The sequence below is a fragment of the Streptosporangium sp. NPDC002544 genome (assembly GCF_040295965.1).
Taxonomy (GTDB): domain Bacteria; phylum Actinomycetota; class Actinomycetes; order Streptosporangiales; family Streptosporangiaceae; genus Streptosporangium.
The window spans coordinates 226,762-249,666 of sequence record NZ_JBEOWJ010000012.1 but is presented as its reverse complement, the minus strand read 5'-3'; the positions used below and the strand labels follow the sequence as shown (position 1 = coordinate 249,666).

Here is a 22,905-nt window from a genome sequence, read left to right as displayed (position 1 = left end):
GCCGGGGCGGCGCCCCGGGGGCGGGAGGCGGGCGGGGCGCACGCGGTCGCGGCCGCCAGCATGGCCAGCGCCGAGGTGGCGGCGAGCAGTCCGGCGCCGATGGAATGTTTCATGGTCCGTTGGACGCGCACCGCGCCCGCTTTGTTGCCGTACCGGGCATTCGACATGGGAGGAACGGCGCGGCGGAAATCCCCGGCGTCTCATCGCCGGGGAGCAGTCCGGTCAGGACAGGTGGCGAGACCACCACTCCAGCACCGCCTCGAAGCGCTGCAGGCGGTGCTTCGGGCGCCCGCCGCGGCTGAGCTCGTGTCCCTCGCCGGGGAAGAGCAGGAACTCGGCGGGGGTGCCGTTGCGGCGCAGCGCGACGAACATCCGCTGTGCCTGCTCGACCGGGCAGCGGATGTCCTCCTCGGAGTGGACCACGGCGAACGGCAGCGTGATCCGATCGGCGTGGTAGAGCGGGCTCATCGCGCGCTGTGTCTCGATGTCGGGACCGCAGTAGGCCTCGGCGAAGAACCAGCCGATGTCGGAGGAGCCGGTGAAGGAGTCCCAGGCGTTGACCGCACGCTCGCTCCAGGCGGCTCGGAACCGGTCCCCGTGCCGGGCGGCCAGCCAGCTCGTCATGAAACCGCCGTAGGAGCCGCCCATCACGCCCACCCGTCCGGCGTCGCACTCGGGTCGCTCCAGCGCGGCGTCGAGCAGGGCCAGCACGTCGTCGGCGTCCACGGTGCCCAGCGCGCCGATCACCGACCGGCCGTGCGCCTGTCCGTATCCGGAGGAGCCGCGCGGGTTCGGCAGGACCACCGCGTACCCGGCGCCCGCGTAGACCTGGGTCTCGTCCAGGAAGGCCCATCCGTGCTGGTGGAACGGGCCGCCGTGCACGTTCAGCAGAACGGGATGCGGGCCTTCGCCCTCGGGCAGGGCCAGCCAGCCGTGGACCGGGTAGCCGTCGGCGGAGACGGCGGTGATCTCCAGCAGCGGGCTGATCCCGGCGAGGGTGCCGGAGAAGTCCGTCAGCGGCCCGTCAGGGGTGACCACCTCGCCGGGGCTCGCGGGGGTGGACACCACCGCGACCACCTGCTCGCCGCAGGAGGTGAAGGACCTGACGCCCGCCCGCTCGCCCAGGATCGGGACGAGTTTCTCCAGCGGCGTGTCGAGGGCGCCGGAGGGGACCAGCCGCAGCTCGACCGCGCCGCGCACCCGCACCGCGACCAGGACGCCGTCCCGCAGCGGTACGGGAGGCAGTGGCTCGCAGTCCACCGACTCCTCCTCGGTCAGCCGGGTCCCGGCCGCCGTCCCGGCCGCCGTCCCGGCCACTGTCTCGCCGGCGATCCGCAGTGGCGCGTGGTAGAGGCCGACGTTGCGGGCCACCGCGTCGAGTCCGGAGAACTCCGTGCCGAGGTAGATCACCTTCCCACCGGGCAGGGCGACGGGATGCTCGGCGGAGCCGTCGCTGCGCACCGCGAGGATCGGGGCGCCCCCGCCGGCCGGGACGGCGTACACGTCCGTGTGCAGGCTCTCACCGTCGAGGTCGCGGGGGGCCGAGATCAGCACGTGCTCGCCGTCCGGTGTCCAGCAGGGGGACTCGACGTCGTAGGGTCCCTCGGTCAGCCGTACCGGCACCGGGATGTCCGCGAGGGCGTTGACCACGAACAGGCTCTGCCGCCGGTCGAGGGTGAAGCCGATTCCCTCGGTCCGGTAGCGGAGTCCGGTGATCCGGCGCGGTGCCTCGGCCTCGGCGCCCACGCCCTCCTCGGTGCCGTACCGGCCCGGTTCGGCGACCCGGGCGACGAACGCGATCCGGCGCGAGTCCGGTGCCCAGACCGGGACGCCCGCGCCCAGTGGCAGGTCGGTGACCGGTCGGCCCTCACCGCCGCCGGTGGGCATCACGTGCAGTTGAGGGCTGCCGTCGCCGGCGCGCAGGAAGGCGACCCAGGCGCCGTCGGGGGAGATGCGCGGCGCGCTGTCGCGCTCGCCGAAGGTGAACCGGACGGGCGGGCCGTCCTGCGGCACCCGCCACAGGCTCCCGGAGTAGGCGTCGGCCTCCAGATCGGGCCGGGCCACGTCGACGAGAAGGAGATCGCCATGGAGGGTGACGCTGCCGGGCACGTTGAGCAGGGCGAGGTCTTCTGGACGCATGGTTAACGACGCTATCACCGCCTTAACCGTTTATATGAGCATTTAAAGCTCTGTGGCTGCCCCGTTTTGGCTGGTCGTTGCGCTGCGTCCTGTTCTTCGGGGAGGAGGACTTTTTATCAGGCCTCATTGAATGAAAGGACAGGCCGGCCATTGATGGTGTGTGCCGCTTTTGCCGGAGACCCGGGTTTCACCCGGCCGGCGACGGCCGGTGCTCTCCCCGGCCGTCGCCATCGGTGGGTCCGTCTACCAGGGGATGGGACCCTCCTGCGAGCTGAACGTGCCGGTCGGGCCGTCGTCGCCGAGGGTCGCCATCCGTACGGCCACCGCCGCGCCCTCGGCCGCCGTACGGGTTCCGGTGTGGCCGGTCAGGTCGGTGGCGCAGTGGCCGGGATCGACGGCGTTGACCAGGATCCCGGACCCGCGCAGCTCGTTGGCGTAGAGCACGGTGAGCGCGTTGAGCGCGCTCTTGGCCGAGTTGTAGGCCAGCATCGGCCACGCGACGTTGAGGTCGTCCCCGGCGGAGGTGAGGCCGACCGAGGCCAGCTGGGTCGTCATGTTGACGATCCTGGCCTCGCCGGACGCCCGCAGCAGCGGGATCATCGCGTGGGTGACGGTGACGACCCCGAAGACGCCCACCTCGTAGGTGACCCGCATGTGCTCGGCGGTCACCTCCGCCGGGGCCACGCCGAAGTCACCGCAGGTCGCGGCATTGTTGACCAGTACGTCCAGCCGCCCGAACCCCTCACCGACGATCTTGGCCGCGCTCGCGGCCGCCGCCGGGTCGGTGACGTCGAGCAGTACGGGACGGGTGCCCTCGGGAGCGTGGCTCTCGTCGCGGACCCCGGCGAACACGGTCATCCCGCGCTCGGCGAGCTGCCGGGCGATCTCCCGGCCGATGCCCCGCCCGGCCCCGGTGACCAGTGCGATCTTCACAGGTTCTCCTTCTGTTGAGTGCGCACAGTCTGGGGGCGGCCTCTTGGAAGTAACCTGTGAATCAGTTGTGGCGCGGCCGGGTGCGCCGGTCGGGCAGCACTGTCACGTCGTGTCCTTCGCCGAACCGGGACCCTCAAACTAGACACGTGTCCAGGTTTTGGTCAACAAAAAACTGAAACGTGTTCTCTTTTGGCTTGCGGCCCGCGCCGTCAGCGCAGGGACGGAATGATCATTGTGACGCCGGGGACGGATCCGATCGAGGCGAGCGCGCCTCCCGCCTCCTGGAGGCCGATGGAACGGGTGACCAGTGCGTCCGGGCGGAGGGTGCCGTCGGCGACGGCCGCCAGCATCGCCGGGTAGGCGCGTGCGGCCATGCCGTGGCTACCGAGAAGTTCGAGCTCGTAGCCGATCACCCGGCCCATCGGGAGCGCGGTGAGCCCCGGCAGCAGGCCGATCTGGACGTGGCGTCCCCGGCGGCGCAGGCTCTCGATCGACGTCGCGCATGTCCCGGGGCTGCCGAGCGCGTCGATGGAGACGTGGGCGCCCCCCGAGGTGAGCTCCACGACCCGGGCGGGGACGTCGGCCTCGGCCGGGGCGGCATTGACGCAGGCGGTGGCGCCGAACGCGCCGGCCATCTCCAGGGCGCCCGCGGAGACGTCCACGGCGATCACCCTGGCCCCGGCCGCGGCCGCGATCATGATGGCGGACAGGCCCACACCGCCGCAGCCGTGCACGGCCACCCACTCGCCGGGCCGCACCTGGCCCACGGCGTTCACGGCCCGGTAGGCGGTGGCGAAGCGGCAGCCCAGGCTCGCGGCGGTGCCGAAGCCCATCTCCTCGGGGAGCCGCACCAGGTTCACGTCCGCGTGATCGATCGCCACGTACTCGGCGAAGGAACCCCAGTGGGTGAACCCCGGCTGGGTCTGACGCTCGCAGACCTGCTGCTCGCCGGCCGCACACGCCGCGCAGGAACCGCAGGCGCAGACGAACGGGACGGTCACCCGGTCGCCGGGCCGCCACGAGGCGACGCCCGCGCCCACCGTCTCGACCACCCCGGCAAGCTCGTGACCCGGCACGTGGGGAAGGACCCGGATGTCCGGGTCGTGGCCCTGCCAGCCGTGCCAGTCGCTCCGGCAGAGCCCGGTGGCCTCCACCCGGATCACCGCTCCGCCGGGCGGGGGCTCGGGGGCGGGCACCTCCCGAACCTCAAGCTCGGCTCCAAAGTCGTCGAAGATCACCGCTCGCACCCGTGCACACTCTCTTCCGGCCACCGGCCGCCGCCTCTCGGCCCCAGTCGAACCTGACACTACTCAATCAGGCCCCGGCCGCCGTTCCCTTCCCGGCGCCCGCGAGGCATCGTGGGAAGCCAGGGGAGACGCGGCAAGGGGCCCCGGACGTGCCGCGCGTCCTCGTCTGTGGAGGGCTGTGACGAAAGCCCTGATTAGAAGGCGCAAGCTGGGAGAGAGGGGGGAGCACGAGGACCAACTGATCGGACGGTGTGATGGGGCAGAAAGTCGACAAGGACCGTTACTCCGAGGTGGAGTTCATCCGCTTCGGGGAGAGATTGGCGGAGCAGCTCGGCACTCTCCGTGAGGTGCTCGCGCGGCCCGGTTTCGGGGCCGGTCCCGTGACGATCGGGGCTGAGCTGGAGATGTTCCTCATAACGCCCGACGGCCGCCCGCTGCCCCGCAACCAGGAGGTGCAGGCGGTCGCCGCCGACGACCGGCTCACGCTGGAGCTGGGCAGGTTCAACCTGGAGGCCAACCTGACCCCGCTGCCGATCGCCGGGCGGCCGTTCACCGCCATGATGCGCGAGATGCGGGAGATCATGGCCGTGGTGGACACGGCGGCCGAGACGCAGGGCGGGCAGGTCGTGATGATCGGGATCCTGCCCTCACTGAGCGAGTTCGACTTCACCCACGAGGCGCTGAGCTGTGAGGGTCGCTACCGAGCGCTGGCCAGGGGCATGCGACGGCTGCGCACGGAGCCGTTCCGGGTGCGCATCGAGGGGGTCGAGCTGCTGGAGCTGGAGGTCAAGGGGGTGATCCTGGAGAGCGCCAACACCTCCTGGCAGGTCCATCTCCGCACGCCTCCCGCCGACTTCGCCCGCGTCTACAACGCCGCCCAGCTGGCCATCGGCCCGGTCCTCGCGGTCAGTGGCAACTCACCCGCCTTCCTGGGCAGGCAGCTCTGGGAGGAGACGAGGATCGCGCTGTTCGAGGAGGCCGCCGACGACCGGGACGTCGAGCGGCTCGACCGCAGGGTCCGGCGGGTGGCGTTCGGCTCCTGCTGGGCGCGGAGCGTCGAGGAACTGTTCGAGACATGCGTCCGCGACTACGAACCGGTGCTGCCGATGAGCTCGGCACCGGAGGAGGTGCCCGAGGGCGGCGTCCCGAAACTGGCCGAGCTCCGGCTCCACCAGGGCACCGTGTGGCAGTGGAACCGGCCGGTCTACGACCCGGTCGGCGGCGGCCATCTTCGGGTGGAGATGCGCGCTCTGCCCGCGGGGCCGAGCGCGGCGGACATGGCGGCCAACAGCGCGTTCCTGCTCGGGCTGACCGCGGCCCTGGCCCTCCATCCGGTGGAGGAGTTCCCCTTCGCCGGGGCCTACCGCAACTTCTACCGAGGCGCGATCCACGGCCTGGACGCGCCGCTGAGCTGGCCCGGCCTGCGCGAGGAGGTCCCGGCCTGGCGGCTCGCCCTGGACCTGCTGCCGGTCGCCGAGGCCGGTCTCGAAAGGATGGGCGTGGAGCCGGGCGAGATCCGGTGGGCGCTGGACATCGTGCGGGAACGCGTCACGCGCCGCCGTACCGGTGCGATCTGGCAGCGGAAGGCGCTGGCGGGCATGGGGGGCGACCAGGCGGCGCGGGCGCGCCTGGTGAGCCGGTACCGGGAACTGTCACGGACCGGGGAGCCCGTCCACACCTGGCCCTTTTAACTACAAAAGGGATTTGAGTAAAGGCATACTCATGAACTCCGTATCTTGATCCGCCGATCCTGGCGAGACCGGACAAGGAGACCCCCACATGAGTCAGATGAAGGCCGCACCGGCGGAGCCGTTCGGGTTGAAACGGGACGCCGGCGGCCTCGTGGCCGGGATCAAGGTCCTGGAGAAGGAACTCCAACGGGCCTCCCTCGACACCGTGCTGGCCAAGGCCAATCGCGTCGCGGCCAGAAAGGGATCGACCGGTGCCGGGGCGTTCGCCAAGATGACTCCCAAACCCGTTGACTGGTACTGCTTCAACGCGGACGACAACGTCACCAGGGAGTGGTACCCCCAGGGCCTGACCTCCGCCTCCGACGCCGGGATCGGCGGGAACACGTTCGTGGTGAGCTGGTACCACTCGCCGACGTCGGGGGCCGAGCGGGGCGTGCGCCTGACCTTCCTGAACACCGCGACGCTCCGCTACCGGCACGTCCTGCTGGTGCGGGTCGCCGCCGACGGGAACATCGCGCCGATCAACATCCACGCCGGCGGCGTCGCCTGGTACGGCGGCCTGCTGTACGTCGCCGACACCACGCGGGGCCTGCGGGTGTTCGACACCCGGCAGATCTTCGAGGTCAACGGGGAGGGCACGGCCGAGATCGGCAGGAAGGACGGCAGGTACGAGGCGTTCGGCTACCGGTACGTGATGCCGCAGACCGACGCCTGGACCACCACCAGCGGCACGGTGCGCTTCTCCTACACCGCCGTCGACCGCAGCACCACCCCCCACACCCTGATCTGTGGCGAGTACGTCGACACGGCGGGCACGGTCGGACGGGTGGCCCGCTGGTCGCTGACCGCGCAGGGGGCACCGAACGCCCCCGCCGGCGGCGTCGTCCAGGCCGTGGACGCCTACGCGCTCCCCGTGAGCAAGGTCCAGGGCGCGCTCTCCTACAACGGCACCTGGTACCTCAGCCAGACCGCGGGCGCCGCGGGGAACGGCACCCTGGTCGTGGTCGGCGACACGGTGCGCAGACGGCCCTACCCGGTGGGGCCTGAGGACCTCACCTGCGTCCGCGACAAGAAGACGCTGTGGAGCGTGACCGAGTTCGCGGGCCGCCGGGTGGTGTACGGCGTGCCGCTCTGAGCGGCGGGCCGCCTTCCCCTCGGAACGGGGACGAAAGGAGCGGACGGCCCCGACGCGGGGCGCTCGGTCAGTGCAGGGAGCCACCGACCAGGCGGAGATCACCGCCCAGCGAGACGGAGACGGCGGTGGTCACGATCGCCGTGAGCGCCTGGGCGGACACCGAGACGGGCATGGAGGGCCTGGCCTCGCCGAGGACCTGCTCGGGGCTGTACGGCAGGTGCACGAAACCTCCGCGGACCCCCGGCCGCTCGGTGGCGATCAGGTGCATCAGGCCGTAGAAGAGGTGGTTGCACAGGAACGTGCCGGCGCTCTGCGAGACGCTCGCGGGCACCCCGACCGCCCGCGCCGCAGCCACGCACGCCTTCACCGGCAGCGTGGCGAAGTAGGCGGCAGGGCCGCCGCGTACCACCGGCTCGTCGATCGGCTGCCGCCCGGAGCCGTCCGGGACGCACGCGTCGTCGAGGTTGACGGCCACCCGCTCCACGGTCACGTCCGGCCGTCCTCTGGCCTGCCCGACGCACACGACCACCGCCGGATCGTGCTCGGCCACCGCCGCGCGCAACTGCTCGAGCATCTCGCCGAACCGGCAGGGGAGCAGCGCGGTCCGCACCCCGGGCACCAGGGCGATCGCCTCCCACGACGGGTTGCCGCCGCCGTCGAGCGGCTCGAACCCGGTGAGCAGGACGCCCTTCATCGGCGGTCCGGAGGCAGGGCGCAGGCGGGGGTGCCGCCGGGCAGGCGGTGCCGGTTGCCGGCGATCAGGCGATAGAGCCCCTGGGCCGCCCAGCGCAACGGCGGGACCCGCAGCGCGAACCCCAGCGGGCTCCACGGGAGACCGGCGGCGATCAGCAGCATGGCCACCGCCTGCGCCCCGCCGTGCACACCGCCGTCCTGGACCCAGAGCACCTCGCGCTCGGCCCGTTCGCGTGTCACGCCCAGCGCCGGAAGGTCGGTGAACTGCCAGGGGACGACCAGGGCGCGAACCCCGATGTGGCGCTCGGCGAACCTGACGCTCGTCGTGCAGAAAGCGCAGTCGCCGTCGAAGATCAGTACAGGTCGTCCTGTCATGCACCCGACACTACCCAGCGGAACCTGATCAAGGCCCGGCGACCAGGGTGACCGCTATCGGGCGGTGGTCGGAATGTGGGACATCGGGGTTGACCTGGTCCTTTCCGGTGAAACCCGGGGTGACGAGCACATGGTCGATCTGCTCGACCGAGTGTCCCCGGGACGGAACGGTGTTGAACGGCCTGGCCGGGGCGAGGGGGTCGGTCAGGCCCGCGCCGGTCAGCACCTCCCAGGCCCGGTCCCCGGGCTGAAGGTTGAGGTCGCCGGCCACGATCACCGGGGCGCCGCCCCTGGAGGCCTCCCTGACGATCCCGCCGAGCTGCTCGACCTGGTCGAGCTCGCGCCAGCCCGGCGGAGGCTGCAGGTGGGTGCCGATCACGGTGATGTCCCCGCCCTGCCAGCGCAGCCCGACCTCCAGCGCCTGCGCGCCGGTCGGTCCGCCCTGGACCAGCACGTGGTTCCTTATCGAGGTGATCGGCAGCGTGGTGAGCAGGGCGTCGCCCCACACCTCGTCGGTCGCCGGGGCCCAGATGTAGTGCATGCCCAGCCGCTCGGCGATCAGCCGCACCCCGTCGTGGCCGCCGTTGAGCAGCCAGCCCCGGTCGGCCTCGCTCAGCACCACCACGTGCGGCCGCAACTCCCTGAGCGCGTCGGCCTGCTGCTCCAGGGAGAGCCTGCCGGACTCGCCGTACCCCATCCTGATGTTGTAGGCCGCGACCCGCAGCCCGTCACGCGGTGCCTCCCAGCGAGGCCGCTCCCCCTGCCAGAGGGGCACGGCCGCCACCAGCGCGACCGCGGCCACGGTGGTCGCCGCGAACCGTCGGTCGTAGGAGCGGCGCGGCAGACCCGTGCCGCCCGCCAGACCCAGGACCGCGACGACGAGCGCCGCGCCGACCGGCACCCACTGGTTGGAAAGGTAGAGGTCGTAGGCGGCGTAGTAACCGAAGACGAACACGACGAACAGCAGCATGCCTCCTGCCACGGCCAGGCCCCGCCGCGCCGCCCTGTCCGGGCCGAAGGTCGTCGCGGCGTGCGCCAGACAGGCGCCGAGCGCGAGCTGGCCGATGATCTGCGCGGCGATCGTCCAGCCGGGTGCCACACCGTGGACGCCGTCCACGGTGGCCCTGCCCAGGGTGAACGCCACCGCCGAGGCCACCAGGGCGATGGCGGGCGGGAGCGGGCGGCGCAGCACCGGCAGCGCGGCGGGCGCCGCCGACACCACCGCGAACGCCGCCACGATCACGGCGGCGGCCTGCTGGGCGGATACGGTCGCCGCCTGGGCGTGCGCGGTGTTGCCCGTGTAGAGACCCCAGAGCAGCAGGGCGGGGCCGATGGCCAGCCAGGCGCGGGGGGCACCGGAGTACTCCTCGTCCGGGAGTTCCGCCCGGATCAGGAACAGGCCGAAGAGTCCGAGTTCCACAGCCAGCAGTGCCCACGGGATCGCTCCAGGCCGCCACATCAGGTCGATGCCGTCCAGCGCCGCGTGGATCACCGTGGAGGCCGCCAGGCCGGCGATCACCCCGGCCATCACGGGCCGGGCGTCCCGGCCGCCCATCGCGGTCGCCACCAGCCAGACCAGGCCGGCCAGCAGGCCGAGGCTGGCCACGTACAGCTGCGGGTCCCCGCCCCCGGTCAGCTGGAGCGCCAGCCGGGCCAGGAGCAGCAGGCATCCGGCACCGAGGGCGATCAGCCGCGGCTGGACGAGCCTGGCCAGCGGGACGGTCAGGAAGGCCAGGACGAACCAGGAGAGGGCGTACAGGCCCATCATCTCCGCGGGAGTGCTTCCCGCCCGGCCGAAGAGCGTGATCAACGAGGGCAGGAAAACCCGTAACACGTCGACCAGCACGACCACGCCGAGGGTTGTGTCCAGGCGGATCCGCATGCTACCTCCAAAGAACGCGAGCTATCCTCGTCTTCTTCGCGGTGCATGACAAGGGCCGGTCCGCCCGGGGAGGGAAGATCCGTCTTCAGGGAGCCGAAGGTTCCTCTCCGGAGTTCCCGGAGTTCGGGGGATGGACAGGCCCGCTCGGAGCGGTCGAGGGGCCGGCGGCCCCGTTGGCGGCCCCGTTGGCGGCCCCGTTGGCGGCGCTGTCGGCGGCCCCGTCGGCGGCAGAGCCGTCGAGGTGGCGGAAGGCCTCGTGCGCCGAACGGACACTGTCGCGCAGCGCCTGCTCCAGGTGGCCGGCGTCCTCGGTCAGCTTCCCTATCTCCGGTACGGCGAAGGCGTCCGCGCCCGACTCCGCCAGGAGTTCCTCATAGCGGGGAAGCCGTGAGCGGAGTATCTCGATCTGTTCGTGGGCGCGTAGCGCCCGCTCGGCGTCGGACACGTGGCCCGCGTAGCGTTCCAGGGCCTCCACCCGCGCGAGCACGGCGGCCTCGCTGGCGGCCAGGGCACGCTCCAGCGGCGCCATGGCCGCGGCCACCTCCGGCGTGCTGCCGCCGTACGCGAACTCGTGATGCTCGTTGCGCAGTGCGGAGAGCTTGGTCAGCAGCTGGGCGATCTCCCATTCCTGCGAGGGGAGCATCACCGCGTTGCGCACGTCGTCGAGCATGCCCATGGCGTTGACCCGGGAGCGCAGGATGAAGTCGATCGCCTGCTGGGCCCGTTCGAGCAGCTGGCCGGCGTTGTAGTCGAAGTCCTCGGCGGGCAGCAGGTAGCGGCCCTCGTACCAGCGGGCCTCGCGATACAGGTCGTGCTCGATCGCCTCCAGCTCCAGCGGCTCGCGGGCGGTGAGGAAACCGACGAGGACCACGAGGGCGAGCAGGGCGAGCACGAAGAAGAACAGCTGCCCGGCATCCGCGAGGAAGAGCAGGCAGGCCAGCAGGAGCGCCGACATCGCCCCTCCGGACCACAGGAAACGGACGGGCAGCCGGGAGGCGGGCTCAGCGGGCTCGGGGCTCCAGCCGGCGCGGATGCGCGACAACATCGATGCGTGCTGGCGGAAGAGATCGGCGGTCCGGGCGGGCACCTCGGGATCGACCACCACTCGCCGCACAGGCTCGCCCCTCCATCCGGTCAGGTTCTCACATCATCGGTCGAGATGGCGGAACGCCTCGTGCGCCGAGCGTACGCTCTCGCGGAGCGCCCGCCGGAGCATGTCGGCGTCATCGCTGAGATGCCCGATCTCCGGTGCGGAGAACCTGGCCGCGCCGGTCTCGGCGACGAGCTGCTCGTACTCGGGCAGGTGAGCTCGCAGGGCCTCGATCTGTCCATGGGAGAGCAGGGCGCGCTCGGCGTCGGACACGTGCCGGGCGTAGCGTTCCAGTGCCTCCACCCGCGCGAGCACGGCGGCCTCGCTGGCGGCCAGGGCACGCTCCAGCGGCGCCATGGCCGCGATCACCTCGGGGCTCCTGCCGCCCCTGGCCAGGTGGCGGTGCCTGGCCCGCAGTGCGGAGAGCTTGGTCAGCAGCCGGGCGATCTCCCACTCCTCGGCGGGGAGCATCACCGAGTTGCGCACGCTGTCGAGCATGCCCATGGCGTTGACCCGGGAGCACACGATGAAGTCGATCGCCCGCTGGACCCGGCCGAGCAGGTTTCTGGCGTCGTGGTCGAAGTCCTCCAGGATCAGGAAGTGCCCCTGCCACTGCAGGGAGTGCTGGTACAGGACCCGCTCGATGGAGTCGGCGGGTGAGGGCTTCCTGGCGAGGTAGATCACTGTGAGGATGAGGAGGTAGAAACCGACCAGCAGGGTGAGCACGGCCGCGGACGTCGGGATCGGGACGGCGCCGAGTGCCAATCCGGCCGCCGCGACCGCCGCCGAGCCGCCGAAGAGCCCTACGAGCACTCCCGGAACCCGGGGATCGTCGTCCCCCCTCGGGACACGTCCGGTGCGAAGGCGATAGAGCAGGGGCCCGTTACGACGGAGGAGTTCGGCGATGTCCCTCGGCACCTCAGGATCGACTACCACGCGCTGCACAGGCTCGCCCCCTTTGCCACGTTTCAAAAGCATAGCGATTAACGGTGTTTCAGGTTATGCGTCCTCCCATGGTGCCTCTTTTGGTGCCTCTTTGCCCGCCAGTGACGCGGGCCAAAAAGGTGATCGTGATGATTGTTCCGGACCCGAGGTCGCGTCAGGCGGGGTTCGGCCGGGGAAGTCCGGGTGAGAGCAGGTGGGGAGGGCCTTTCCCAGGCGCTCCGGCGGACCTCGCGAGGCCGAGGTTGTCGGAGGGGGACCGGGTACGACAAAGTGATCAAAATGAAGGAACGGTTCGTTTCCGTCGCGGTCCTCGGGCTGGTGGTGTCCGGCTGCGGTTCCGAGGCGTCGCTCGGCCAGAGCGTGCTGGATCAGGCGCGGCGGCAGGGAGCGGCTCCGGAGCTGATCTACGCACTGGATCTGCCGGGGTACCGGCTGGCCGAGCAGTCGGTCGGCGTGATCGGGGACGACGGGTTCGGAGCCTTCTACTTCTCCGGGAGCGCGCGCGTTCAGCTGAGGGTCGACCGCGGCACGTTCGGCGACGCCCGGTGCGCGGACACACCGCTGATGGACGCGGACCCGCCGTCGGCGCCGGTGAGGTGCGAGCGTGACGAGGTGGGCTGGTACCGCTCGGGCGGGGGCCGCCATGAGTACACGGCGGTCCGAGCCGATCACCTCATCCGGTTGAACGGCCGCGTCGGTGAGGTCGACCGGGCCGCGCTGAAGGCGGCTGTGGCCGGAGCGCGGCAGGCGATCCCGGACGGTTCCGGGACGCCCTCGCCGCCGCCCGGCCCGGTGGAGCGCGGCGATCTGCCGACCAGCGGCGACGGTGCGCCGAACAACGAGGTGGGACCCGGCGGTTGACCCGCGGGCCGTGCGGGATCCGGACGCCGGGGCCTCGCTCCTGTCGCTCGCGCGGGTGGCACGGCACCGGGAAACAGAAAATCCCAGGCCGAGGGCCTGGGATTTCTCGGTGGACGATACAGGGATTGAACCTGTGACCTCTTCCGTGTCAGGGAAGCGCTCTCCCGCTGAGCTAATCGTCCTCGGGTACCACCAGAGCGGAAGACGGGATTCGAACCCGCGACCCTCACCTTGGCAAGGTGATGCTCTACCACTGAGCCACTTCCGCATTTCGCTTCGGGTTTCCCCTCGGCGCTCGCACAACCCTACCGGATCCCGGGGGGTCCGTAGGTCGTGCGCTGAGGTGGAGACGGGATTTGAACCCGTGTAGACGGCTTTGCAGGCCGTTGCCTCGCCTCTCGGCCACTCCACCAGCCAGATCCTGAAAGGACCTGCCGGAGCGGAAGACGGGATTCGAACCCGCGACCCTCACCTTGGCAAGGTGATGCTCTACCACTGAGCCACTTCCGCGTGCTCCCCGGGGACGAATCCGGGGCACGTGAAAACTCTAGCGCCTCCGCGGGGCGGATGCGCGCAGAGAGCGGGTCTGACGAAGATCTTCACCTGCTGACCGGTTGGACGTCGGAGGCCCGGACGAACATGATCCGGTGCCCGAACTGGATCTGCCGGTAGCGGATCTCGCCCTTGACGACGCGGTGCTCGGCAGGATCGAAGGCGGCCGCCCGCAGGTACGAGGCACGGGTCGTCGGGCCGGAGCTGTAGACCTGCCCGGCGGGTATCGAGTACTGCAGCGGGGTCAGGGGCTGCACGGGGACGCCCACGGGGTAGGCGTGCGCCTTCGGATAGGCCCTGCCGTACACCTTGATCGGGGAGCGGCCGGGTCTGGGCGTCACCAGGGGACCTGACGCGGGCAGGGAGGTGGGGGCCTCGGCGGGGTCGCTGAACCACGCCTTCCGGCCGAGGTACCAGATCGCGGTCCAGCCGTCCCTGCGCTCGGCGAGCGCGTACCGCTGGCCGCTGGAGGCGCGGGCGGCGTGGTCGTAGACGCTGTACGTGGAGTCGCCGGTGGGGTGCTTGCCGATATCGGAGACCAGTGGCGCGGTGTGGGAGGGGCGGGTGTGCAGCCAGACCGAGGAGGCGCCCAGGCTGCGGCACCCTCCAGGACAGCCGGTGAAGTTCGGGCTGTTGGTGCCGTAGTCGGGCTTGATCAGCACCGAGCGCGCGGCGTCACCGCCGGAGGCGCGCAGCGGGCTGCCGAGCAGTTCGAAGTAGTGGCTCCAGTCCCAGTACGGGCCGGGGTCGTCGTGCATGCCGCCCACGGTCTCCGGGGTGGTGCCCGGCACGTTGTCGTGTCCCAGGATGTGCGCCCGGTCGAGAGGGACGTCGTACTTGGCCGCGAGGTGGCGTACCAGTCTGGCCGAGGCCCGGTACATCGCCTCGGTGAACCAGGATCCGCCCCTGGCCAGGTAGCCCTCGTGCTCCAGGCCGATGGAGCGGGAGTTGACGTACCAGTTTCCGGCGTGCCAGCCGATGTCCCTGGCCCGTAGGTGCTGGGCGATGTGGCCGTCGCTGGAGCGGATGGTGAAGTGCCAGCTCAGGTATTCGGGGTCCTTGACCAGGCGGGTCATCGCGTCGTAGCTCGTCTCGCCGTCGTGGATCACGATGTAGTCGATCTTCCGAGGGCCGTCGGAGCGGTCGTGGTTGCCGTAGCCGCCGCCCTTGAGCCGCCGGTAGACGGCGGGGAGCCACTCGCAGGAGACGTTCCTCGGGCAGTCGGGCCCCGCAGTGGTTCCCGCAGTGGTTCCCGCAATGGCCCTCGCGGTGGCCCCCGCAGTGACTTCCGCGACGGGAGCCGCCGCGAGGGCCGCCGTGGGTTTCGCTGTGGGTTTCATTGTGGGTTTCATTGTGGGTTTCGCTGTGGGGGCCACCGCGGGTCTCGCCGTGGGCAGGGGGGAGGGGGCCGCGGCGAGCACGGCGGCGATCTTCGTGGCAGGCTCCGTCGCGGGTTTCACGACGATGTCCGTGACGGGCGCGGGTGCGGGGGTGGGGGTGGGGCCGTGCGCGCGGCGCTGTGCCATCGGAACGGGCGGTTCGGGGAGTGGCGCCCGCGGCGCGGAAAGTCCCGGCGTCGCGGGCAGCACCACCCGTTCGCCGTCGTCGGTCACCCGCGCGGCACCGGCCTGGATCGTCGCGTAGACCTCGTCGGCGAAGGACCGTGCCGCCTCCGTTCCCACGGTGCCCTCTTCCGGTACGCCGGGATAGCGGGCCACCGCGTCGTACCAGCCCGCCGGGCCGGCGCCGGGGCTCCCGCCGGTGCGGCGCCGGTAGTCGGCGAGCAGCGCGGCACCGCCCATGATGTTGGCGGAGGGGTCCTCGCGCAGTCGGCGGAGGGGCAGGCCGGTCAGTTCCGAGGCCCGTCGCAGGGTGTCCTGGGGCGGGGCCGGCGCGACGGGCGGAAGAGCGATCACGCGCGGCCGGGTCTCGTCGCCGCGCGGGTCCTCGCCGACGCCGTGCGGCCGGCCCGGCCTGGCCCGGCCGTCGACCAGATGCATCGGGCCGTAGCCGGCGGAGACGCTGGGCAGGCCGCGGTGGCCCTCCCAGCGGGACTCCAGGTAGGAGACCGCGAGCAGCACGCTCTCCGGCACCCCGTACGTCCGCGCCGCCTTCGCGAAGGCGGCCTGCCTGCCGGACCGCGCACCCGTTCCCGCCGATGGCGGCGTGCCGGCGACAGCGCCGGGGGAGGTCGCGGTCGTGGTGGATGCCGGGCGCTTCCGGGGCCGTGTCACCTGATCCCCCGGGTGTGCCGCCTGTGCTGGGACGGCCGAGACCAGTACGGCGAGAGTGGCGACGACGGTGATCCCCGGCAGGCGGCGCATGATGGTTCCTCCCCCTCTGATGGCTACTTAGAGTTATCAGAGATTGCCGACTGTCGCGCGTTGTGGCGGGGTTGCGGCATTGTGGAGATTCCCTGCCCGGAATCGGGCAGAAAACTTGGTGTGCTCTCTCCCGGATGCGTATGGTCCTGCTCTGTGCCCACGACACGGCATCCCTATGAGGATCTGATCACTCACCTGACCCGGACGAGCGCCCTCGGCCCGGGCGAAGCGGCGCGAGTCGTCGCCGACGTGCTGGCCTACTTCTCCGAACCTCTTGAGGAGTTCGTCAGGCGGCGTCACGGGGAGCTCAAGGGGAGAGGGCTGGTCAATGACGAGATCTTCCCCAGGCTGGCCGCCGAGCTGGCGGTACGCCGTGTCGCGGCACCTGAACTCTCCCTGCGCCAGCTGCGCCGGATCGTCTATGGATAAGGAACGGGTTATATATGTGTGGAATCGTGGCCTATGTAGGGCCCAAGGACGCGGCCCCCATCCTGCTGGAGGGTCTGCAGCGTCTTGAGTACCGGGGCTATGACTCGGCCGGGGTGGTGGTCTCCAACAAGGGTCTGAAGATGCGCAAGGTCAAGGGCCGGGTGGCCGACCTGGCGGCGGTCGTGCCCGCGCGGTTCAAGGGCGGGCTGGGCATCGGCCACACCCGCTGGGCCACCCACGGAGCGCCCAGTGACGTCAACGCCCACCCTCATCTGTCCGCCGACGAGCGCATCGCCGTCGTGCACAACGGCATCATCGAGAACGCCGACGAGCTGCGCGCCAAGCTGGAGGCCGACGGCGCGATCTTCCTGTCGGAGACAGACACCGAGGTGCTCTCGCACCTGATCGCCCGTACGGTCAAGGAGGCCGACTCCCTGGAGGAGGCCGTCAGGACCGCGCTCAAGCGGGTCGTCGGCACGTACGGCATCGCGGTGATCGACTCTGAGCGCCCCGGCGAGGTGGTGGTGGCCCGCAACGGAAGCCCCATCGTGCTGGGCATCGGTGAGAAGGAGATGTTCGCCGCGTCGGACGTCGCCGCGCTGGTCCGCTACACCCGCCAGGTGGTCCACCTGGAGGACGGCGAGATCGCCGTGCTCAAGGCGGACGGGTTCAACACCTTCGCCAGCGACGCGCGGGAGACGGCCAAGGAGACGCTGACCGTCGACTGGGAGGCGGGGCACTACGACACGGGCGGTTACGAGCACTACCTGCTCAAGGAGATCTCCGAGCAGCCCGACACCGTGGCCAGGACGCTTCGCGGGCGTCTGGACGACCGCTTCCACATCGCCCACCTGGGGGGCCTCAACATGGACGCGCGGGAGACCCGCTCGTTCCGCCGGGTGAAGATCATCGGCTGTGGTTCCGCGTACTACTCGGGCCAGATCGGCGCGCAGCTCATCGAGGAGCTGGCGCGCATCCCGGCCGACGCGGAGCCGGCCAGCGAGTTCCGTTACCGCAGCCCGGTGGTGGAGGCGGACACCCTGTATGTGGCGATCAGCCAGTCGGGGGAGACCTACGACACCCTCGCCGCCGTCCAGGAGCTCAAGCGCAAGGGCGGCCGGGTGCTCGGCATCGTCAACACCGTGGGCAGCGCGATCGCCCGTGAGTGCGACGGCGGCCTCTACCTGCACGCGGGGCCCGAGGTCTCGGTGGCGAGCACGAAGGCGTTCACCTCGACAGCCGTGGCCTTCGCGCTGCTCGCGCTGCACCTCGGCCGGGTGCGTGACCTGTCCCCCGCCGACGGCCGCCGGATCTGCGAGGGCCTGCGGAGGCTGCCGGACCAGATCAAGGAGATCCTGACGCTGGAGCCGCGGCTCAAGGAGCTGGCGCAGAAGTACGCCGAGGCGCCGAGCATGATGTTCGTGGGCCGGGTCCGGGGATATCCGGTGGCCCGCGAGGGCGCGCAGAAGCTCAAGGAGATCTCCTACGTGCACGCCGAGGCGTACCCGGCCAGCGAGCTCAAGCACGGGCCGCTGGCGCTGATCGGCCCGGACATGCCGACCGTGGCGATCGTCCCCGACGACGAGCTGCTGGACAAGAACCTCACCACGCTGGGTGAGATCCGCGCCCGGGGCGGCCGGGTGCTCATGGTCGGTCACCGCACGACCGGCCCCAAGCTGGCCGACGACTGCGTCGTGGTGCCCAGGAACGAGACCGAGCTGGACCCGATCCTGCTGTCGATCCCGCTTCAGCTCTTCGCCTACCATGCCGCCGTGGCACTGGGGCGGGACGTCGACAAGCCCCGCAACCTGGCCAAGAGCGTCACGGTGGAATGAGACGGCTCCCGGGGCGGCCGCCGGTGGTGGCCGCCCCGGTCTGTAACAGATAGTGATAAGAGGGTAACCTATGGTATAGGGGGTTCTTGGGGGAAGGGGCGCTTATGCGCCGTAGGAGGTTTTTCGCGCTGGTGGCGGGTGCCATGGTCGTCGCGGGCTGCGACCTGAACGGTGATTCCGCCGAATCGGCCGTGGGCCGCCTGAGCATCCTCGAACCCACCGCCGACGGCCACGGCTGGGACGGCATCGCGGGCAGGCTCGCCTCCGTCCTGGTCCTGTCGGGACTGGCGCGCTCCGCCATGGCCGTCGGGCGGCCGGGAGCCCTGGGTTCCATCCCGCGTGACGCGTTCGGCGCCGTACGCGGCTCGTTCACGCACGAGGGCACGCTGCTCGTCACCGCGATGCCGATGGTGACGGCCGCGGAGATCGCCAACACCGCCGCGGTGGTGGACGCCGCCACCCCTCTCGCCCGCCTGGTCGGCGACTGGACGGTCCTGGTCGTCCCCTCGGACTCCCGCCTGCGCACCTTCGAGGACTTCGCCGCGGAGCTGCGCCGCAACCCGGCGGTGCTGACGGTCGGCGGCCGGCCGGAGGGCGGTTCCGACCACGTGCTCTACGGCATGATCGGCAAGTGCCTCGGGGTGGACGCCCGGTTGCTGGAGTACGCGGGGTTCCTCGGCGCCGAGGATGCCGCCGAGGCACTCCAGGTCGGACGGGTGGCGGCCCTGCTGGGGTCGGCCCGCGCCCTGCGGCCCGAGATCACCGCGGGCCGCCTGCGTCCCTTGGTGGTCTCCTCGGGCAGCCGGCTCGACGGGATCGACGCGCCGACGCTCCTGGAGGTCGAGGTCCGGCTGGAGTACAGCGACTGGTGCGGCCTGCTGGGACCCAAGGGCATGAGCCAGACGGACCGGGACGCCGCGATCGCCCTGTGTGACAGGATCGACGCCGCGCCGCGCTGGCGCGCCCTGTGTGCGGCCAATGGATGGAGCCGGGTCTACCTCAGCGGCGACGACTTCCGCCAGTGGCTCTTCACCGAGACGGCCCGCACCCGCGGGGTGCTTCACGAGCTCGGGCTACTGAAGTCCTCCGACACAACTTGTTGGGGTAGTTGCGTCAGACGCCCCTAGATGTAGGATCCTGCTCGTTGCTGGTTCGCCCCGGGAGGGGCGAGGCAAGAGGGAACCCGGTGAGATTCCGGGACTGCCCCGCAGCGGTGAACGGGAACGAAAGCCGTCATGTGAGCACTGGGTGAACCATGCCCGGGAAGCGACGGCCGGTAGGCATGCGCAGGGCGCCCGTGAGTCCGAAGACCTGCCGGTGACGTGATTGTCCAGGGCCTCGTGGGAGGGCCCGCGGAACGAGGCGGTCCGGCGTGCCCGGGATCGCTCGCGGACGCGTGCCCCTCCGGCGGAGCCGTACGGGGAAGTCAGAGCGAGCGAGGAACACCACGTGACACAGGCCTTGGCAGAGACCGCAGCAGGGATCGCGGCGGGAACCGTGGCGGAGAACGCCGGGAACGCGCCGGTCGATCGCAGGCTGGCCATCGACGAGGCGGCGGCCCGGGTGATCACCGACCCCGAGAACTCCAGGGTCGCCGCCGCGCTGCTGGCCGAGCTGATCGCCGACGAGGCCGCCGAGCACGGCGTCCGCGACTTCTCCGAGTCGGTCGCCGCGACGCACGAGGCGGGGCTGATCGCCGACGGGCTCGCGGAGTTCGTGGCCGCCCACGCCGGGGTCCTGGACGCGCTCATCGAGCCGGACGCCGACGCCAGATTCGAGTACTTCGGGCTGCGTACCGTCTACGACCGCTACCTGCTGCGTCACCCGCGCACCCGCAAGGTGCTGGAGCGCCCGCAGCACTTCTTCCTCCGGGTGGCCTGCGGCCTGTCCGAGACCGTCGAGGAGGCCGCCGAGTTGTACGCGCTCATGGCCACCCTGTCCTACCTGCCCAGTTCGCCCACGCTGTTCAACTCCGGCTCGCGCAGGCCCCAGCTCTCCTCGTGCTTCCTGCTCGACTCGCCCCGCGACGAGCTGGAGGCCATCTACGAGCGCTACGGGCAGGTCGCGCGGCTGTCGAAGTACGCCGGGGGCATCGGGATCGCCTGGAGCCGGATCCGCTCGCGGGGCTCGCTGATCCGCGGTACCAACGGCCATTCCAACGGCATCGTGCCCTGGCTGCGCACCCTGGACGCAAGCGTCGCCGCGGTCAACCAGGGCGGCCGCCGCAAGGGCGCGGCCTGCGTCTACCTGGAGCCCTGGCACGCCGACATCGAGGAGTTCCTCGAACTGCGCGACAACACCGGCGAGGAGGCCCGCCGCACGCACAACCTGAACCTGGCCAACTGGATCCCCGACGAGTTCATGCGCCGGGTCGAGGCCGACGGCGTGTGGTCACTGTTCGACCCCAAGGAGGTCCCGCACCTCACCGACCTGTACGGCGCCGCGTTCGACGACGCCTACCGGGCCGCCGAGGCCGAGGGCCGGTTCACCGCGCAGCTCCCCGCCCGCACCCTGTACGGCCGGATGATGCGTACGCTCGCCCAGACCGGCAACGGCTGGATGACCTTCAAGGACGCGGCCAACCGGACCTCCAACCAGACGGCCAGGCCGGAAAACGTCATCCATCTGTCGAACCTCTGCACCGAGATCCTCGAGGTCACCAGCGACGCCGAGACCGCGGTCTGCAACCTCGGCTCGATCAACCTGGCCGCCCACCTGTCCGGGGACTCCGGAGAGGGCATCGACTGGGCGCGGCTGCGCGCGACGGTCCGCACCGCCGTGCGGTTCCTCGACCGCACCATCGACCTGGGCTTCTACCCGACCCCCGAGGCCCGGGCCGCCAACCAGAGGTGGCGCCCGATCGGGCTCGGCGTGATGGGCCTGGCCGACGTGCTGTTCACGCTGCGGCTGCCGTTCGACTCGCCGCGGGCGCTGGAGCTGTCCACCCGGATCTCCGAGGAGATCGCGCTGGCCGCCTACCGGACCTCCTCGGATCTGGCCGTGGAGCGGGGCCGCCACCCCTCGTACCGGGAGACCAGGGCCGCCGCCGGGGTGCTCCACCCCGACCACTACGGGGCCGCGACGTCGGCCGCGTGGACGGAGCTCAGGGAGCGGATCGCCGGAACGGGGCTGCGTAACTCGCTGATGATCGCGATCGCGCCCACGGCCACGATCGCCTCCATCGCCGGTTGCTACGAGTGCATCGAGCCGCAGGTCTCCAACATCTTCAAGCGCGAGACCCTCTCGGGTGAGTTCCTCCAGGTCAACCGCTATCTCGTCGCCGACCTGCGGGCCCGGGGGCTGTGGACCTCGCGGATCCGTGACGCGATCAAGCGCGCCGACGGCTCCGTTCAGGACATTCCCGAGATCCCCGCCGACCTGAAGCTGCTCTACCGGACCGCCTGGGAGCTGCCGCAGAAGGCGCTGATCGACCTGGCCGCCGCACGCACCCCGTACATCGACCAGTCGCAGTCGCTGAACCTGTTCATGGCCACGCCGACCATCGGCAAGCTCTCCTCGATGTACGCCTACGCCTGGAAGTCGGGCCTGAAGACCACCTACTACCTGCGCTCGCGCCCGGCCACCCGGATCGCGCAGGCCACCGTGGCGGCACCGGTGGCCGGGGAGGTCCCCGTCCCCGTCCTCGACCCCCAGGCCGTCGCCTGCTCCCTGGAGAACCCCGAGTACTGCGACGCCTGCCAGTAGGCCTGCCGGCGGCCCGTCCCGAGGGCACCCCGTCACCCCTCAGCCACTCCGAAAGGCATTTTCCCGATGTTGCTCGACCCCGGCATGGATCTCACCCTGCGGCCGATGCGCTACCCCGAGTTCTACGAGCGCTACCGGGCCGCGATCCGCAACACCTGGACCGTCGAGGAGGTGGATCTCGCCTCCGACCTGGCGGACCTGGCGAGGATGACGCCCGAGGAGCGTCACCTGATCAACCGCCTCGTGGCGTTCTTCGCCACCGGCGACTCGATCGTGGCCAACAACCTCGTCCTCAACCTCTACCAGCACCTCAACGCCCCCGAGGCGCGTCTCTATCTCAGCAGGCAGCTGTTCGAGGAGGCGGTGCACGTCCAGTTCTACCTGACCCTGCTGGACACCTACCTGCCCGACCCCGACGAGCGGGTCAAGGCGTTCGCCGCGGTCGAGCACATCCCCTCGATCCGCGACAAGGCGGAGTTCTGCTTCCGATGGATCGACTCGCTCGGCGGGTTGACCCGGCTGGAGACCAGGGAGGACCGGCGGGCGTTCCTGCTCAACCTGATCTGCTTCGCGGCGTGCATCGAGGGCCTGTTCTTCTACGGGGCCTTCGCCTACGTCTACTGGTTCCGCGCCAGAGGGCTGCTCGGCGGCCTGGCCACCGGGACGAACTGGGTCTTCCGTGATGAGTCCATGCACATGGAGTTCGCCTTCGGCGTCGTGGAGACCGTGCGGGCCGAGGAGCCCGGCCTGTTCGACGACAAGCTCACCGAGCAGGTCACCCGGATGATCGAGGAGGCGGTGGCGGCCGAACTGGCCTTCGCGGCCGACCTGTGCGGCGACGGTCTGCCGGGAATGGGGGTGGAGCAGATGCGGCGCTACCTTGAGTACGTGGCCGACCAGCGGCTGGTCAGGCTCCAGATGCCCGTCCGGTACGGCACGGCCAACCCGTTCGCGTTCATGGAGTTGCAGGACGTGCAGGAGCTGGCCAACTTCTTCGAGCGGCGGGTTTCGGCCTACCAGATAGCCGTCGAGGGGAATGTCGCTTTCGACGAGTCCTTCTGATTGGCTG

Annotated in this window: 17 protein-coding genes, 4 tRNA genes and 1 riboswitch; of the genes, 8 read left to right on the top strand and 13 right to left on the bottom strand. The window is 70.9% G+C overall.

Annotation, left to right across the window (positions count from 1 at the left end):
* Positions 1–222: 222 nt before the first annotated feature.
* The 3 genes from ABT061_RS20805 to ABT061_RS20795 all read right to left on the bottom strand — a co-directional run bounded on the left by ABT061_RS20805 (position 223) and on the right by ABT061_RS20795 (position 4,319).
* Entirely contained in the window at positions 223–2,139 is a 1,917-nt protein-coding gene (locus ABT061_RS20805; RefSeq protein WP_350920045.1) for a S9 family peptidase, read from the bottom strand.
* 243 nt (positions 2,140–2,382) lie between these two features.
* Positions 2,383–3,072: an SDR family NAD(P)-dependent oxidoreductase gene (locus ABT061_RS20800; protein WP_350920042.1), complete on the bottom strand. Its 690-nt coding sequence runs from the start codon at positions 3,070–3,072 to the stop codon at positions 2,383–2,385.
* Between the two features lie 209 nt (positions 3,073–3,281).
* Positions 3,282–4,319 (bottom strand): alcohol dehydrogenase catalytic domain-containing protein, encoded by a 1,038-nt coding sequence (locus ABT061_RS20795; protein WP_350920039.1) that lies wholly within the window; start codon positions 4,317–4,319, stop codon positions 3,282–3,284.
* Between the two features lie 254 nt (positions 4,320–4,573).
* Here ABT061_RS20795 and ABT061_RS20790 point away from each other — a divergent pair, with 254 nt between their 5' ends.
* Complete coding sequence (locus ABT061_RS20790; protein WP_350920036.1) at positions 4,574–6,010, top strand: glutamate-cysteine ligase family protein; 1,437 nt, start codon at positions 4,574–4,576, stop codon at positions 6,008–6,010.
* A gap of 88 nt (positions 6,011–6,098) precedes the next feature.
* Positions 6,099–7,145 carry a hypothetical protein gene (locus ABT061_RS20785; RefSeq protein ID WP_350920033.1) on the top strand — a complete coding sequence of 349 codons (1,047 nt, stop codon included), beginning with the start codon at positions 6,099–6,101 and terminating at the stop codon, positions 7,143–7,145.
* A gap of 67 nt (positions 7,146–7,212) precedes the next feature.
* Here ABT061_RS20785 and pcp read toward each other — a convergent pair whose 3' ends face one another.
* The 5 genes from pcp to ABT061_RS20760 form a co-directional block, all read right to left on the bottom strand.
* A complete protein-coding gene (pcp, locus tag ABT061_RS20780; protein ID WP_350920030.1) occupies positions 7,213–7,839 on the bottom strand; it encodes a pyroglutamyl-peptidase I in 627 nt (208 codons plus the stop codon).
* The gene (locus ABT061_RS20775; protein ID WP_350920027.1) at positions 7,836–8,213 is read right to left on the bottom strand and encodes a thiol-disulfide oxidoreductase DCC family protein; all 378 of its coding nucleotides are present in this window, start codon (positions 8,211–8,213) and stop codon (positions 7,836–7,838) included. The genes pcp and ABT061_RS20775 overlap by 4 nt, the downstream gene beginning before the upstream one ends.
* Before the next feature lie 28 nt (positions 8,214–8,241).
* Positions 8,242–10,095, bottom strand: a complete 1,854-nt coding sequence (locus ABT061_RS20770) for an endonuclease/exonuclease/phosphatase family protein (protein ID WP_350920024.1) — start codon at positions 10,093–10,095, stop codon at positions 8,242–8,244.
* 85 nt (positions 10,096–10,180) lie between these two features.
* Positions 10,181–11,209, bottom strand: a complete 1,029-nt coding sequence (locus ABT061_RS20765) for a hypothetical protein (RefSeq protein WP_350920021.1) — start codon at positions 11,207–11,209, stop codon at positions 10,181–10,183.
* Positions 11,210–11,242: 33 nt separating this feature from the next.
* Positions 11,243–12,130, bottom strand: a complete 888-nt coding sequence (locus tag ABT061_RS20760; protein WP_350920018.1) for a hypothetical protein — start codon at positions 12,128–12,130, stop codon at positions 11,243–11,245.
* 279 nt (positions 12,131–12,409) lie between these two features.
* On the opposite strand from ABT061_RS20760, the gene ABT061_RS20755 reads away from it, so the two are divergent.
* Positions 12,410–12,991 (top strand): hypothetical protein, encoded by a 582-nt coding sequence (locus ABT061_RS20755; protein ID WP_350920015.1) that lies wholly within the window; start codon positions 12,410–12,412, stop codon positions 12,989–12,991.
* A gap of 110 nt (positions 12,992–13,101) precedes the next feature.
* Here ABT061_RS20755 and ABT061_RS20750 read toward each other — a convergent pair.
* From ABT061_RS20750 to ABT061_RS20730, 5 genes are all read right to left on the bottom strand, one after another.
* Positions 13,102–13,173: transfer RNA gene (locus ABT061_RS20750), tRNA-Val, on the bottom strand.
* Positions 13,174–13,187: 14 nt separating this feature from the next.
* A tRNA-Gly gene (locus tag ABT061_RS20745) sits at positions 13,188–13,259 on the bottom strand.
* Positions 13,260–13,332: 73 nt separating this feature from the next.
* Positions 13,333–13,403 (bottom strand) — tRNA-Cys (locus ABT061_RS20740).
* A gap of 26 nt (positions 13,404–13,429) precedes the next feature.
* Positions 13,430–13,501: transfer RNA gene (locus ABT061_RS20735), tRNA-Gly, on the bottom strand.
* Between the two features lie 89 nt (positions 13,502–13,590).
* Complete coding sequence (locus ABT061_RS20730; protein WP_350920012.1) at positions 13,591–15,867, bottom strand: N-acetylmuramoyl-L-alanine amidase; 2,277 nt, start codon at positions 15,865–15,867, stop codon at positions 13,591–13,593.
* 153 nt (positions 15,868–16,020) lie between these two features.
* Here ABT061_RS20730 and ABT061_RS20725 point away from each other — a divergent pair, with 153 nt between their 5' ends.
* The 5 genes from ABT061_RS20725 to ABT061_RS20705 all read left to right on the top strand — a co-directional run bounded on the left by ABT061_RS20725 (position 16,021) and on the right by ABT061_RS20705 (position 22,898).
* A complete protein-coding gene (locus tag ABT061_RS20725; protein ID WP_350920009.1) occupies positions 16,021–16,296 on the top strand; it encodes a hypothetical protein in 276 nt (91 codons plus the stop codon).
* A 26-nt stretch (positions 16,297–16,322) separates the two neighbouring features.
* The gene (gene glmS / locus ABT061_RS20720) at positions 16,323–18,131 is read left to right on the top strand and encodes a glutamine--fructose-6-phosphate transaminase (isomerizing) (RefSeq protein WP_350920007.1); all 1,809 of its coding nucleotides are present in this window, start codon (positions 16,323–16,325) and stop codon (positions 18,129–18,131) included.
* 104 nt (positions 18,132–18,235) lie between these two features.
* Positions 18,236–19,258, top strand: coding sequence for a tripartite tricarboxylate transporter substrate-binding protein (locus ABT061_RS20715; protein WP_350920004.1), 1,023 nt, complete (start codon positions 18,236–18,238; stop codon positions 19,256–19,258).
* Positions 19,259–19,262: 4 nt separating this feature from the next.
* A riboswitch (cobalamin riboswitch) is annotated at positions 19,263–19,464 on the top strand.
* Positions 19,465–19,580: 116 nt separating this feature from the next.
* Positions 19,581–21,836 carry a ribonucleoside-diphosphate reductase subunit alpha gene (locus ABT061_RS20710; RefSeq protein ID WP_350920001.1) on the top strand — a complete coding sequence of 752 codons (2,256 nt, stop codon included), beginning with the start codon at positions 19,581–19,583 and terminating at the stop codon, positions 21,834–21,836.
* 66 nt (positions 21,837–21,902) lie between these two features.
* Positions 21,903–22,898, top strand: coding sequence for a ribonucleotide-diphosphate reductase subunit beta (locus tag ABT061_RS20705; protein ID WP_350919998.1), 996 nt, complete (start codon positions 21,903–21,905; stop codon positions 22,896–22,898).
* Positions 22,899–22,905 lie beyond the last annotated feature (7 nt).

Coding starts and splice junctions, on each gene's coding strand:
- ABT061_RS20790 (WP_350920036.1), top strand. CDS start 4,574: ATGGGGCAGAAAGTCGACAAGGACCGTTACTCCGAGGTGGAGTTCATC.
- ABT061_RS20775 (WP_350920027.1), bottom strand. CDS start 8,213: ATGACAGGACGACCTGTACTGATCTTCGACGGCGACTGCGCTTTCTGC.
- ABT061_RS20705 (WP_350919998.1), top strand. CDS start 21,903: ATGTTGCTCGACCCCGGCATGGATCTCACCCTGCGGCCGATGCGCTAC.
- ABT061_RS20805 (WP_350920045.1), bottom strand. CDS start 2,139: ATGCGTCCAGAAGACCTCGCCCTGCTCAACGTGCCCGGCAGCGTCACC.
- ABT061_RS20730 (WP_350920012.1), bottom strand. CDS start 15,867: ATGCGCCGCCTGCCGGGGATCACCGTCGTCGCCACTCTCGCCGTACTG.
- pcp (WP_350920030.1), bottom strand. CDS start 7,839: ATGAAGGGCGTCCTGCTCACCGGGTTCGAGCCGCTCGACGGCGGCGGC.
- ABT061_RS20715 (WP_350920004.1), top strand. CDS start 18,236: ATGCGCCGTAGGAGGTTTTTCGCGCTGGTGGCGGGTGCCATGGTCGTC.
- ABT061_RS20755 (WP_350920015.1), top strand. CDS start 12,410: ATGAAGGAACGGTTCGTTTCCGTCGCGGTCCTCGGGCTGGTGGTGTCC.
- ABT061_RS20770 (WP_350920024.1), bottom strand. CDS start 10,095: ATGCGGATCCGCCTGGACACAACCCTCGGCGTGGTCGTGCTGGTCGAC.
- ABT061_RS20785 (WP_350920033.1), top strand. CDS start 6,099: ATGAGTCAGATGAAGGCCGCACCGGCGGAGCCGTTCGGGTTGAAACGG.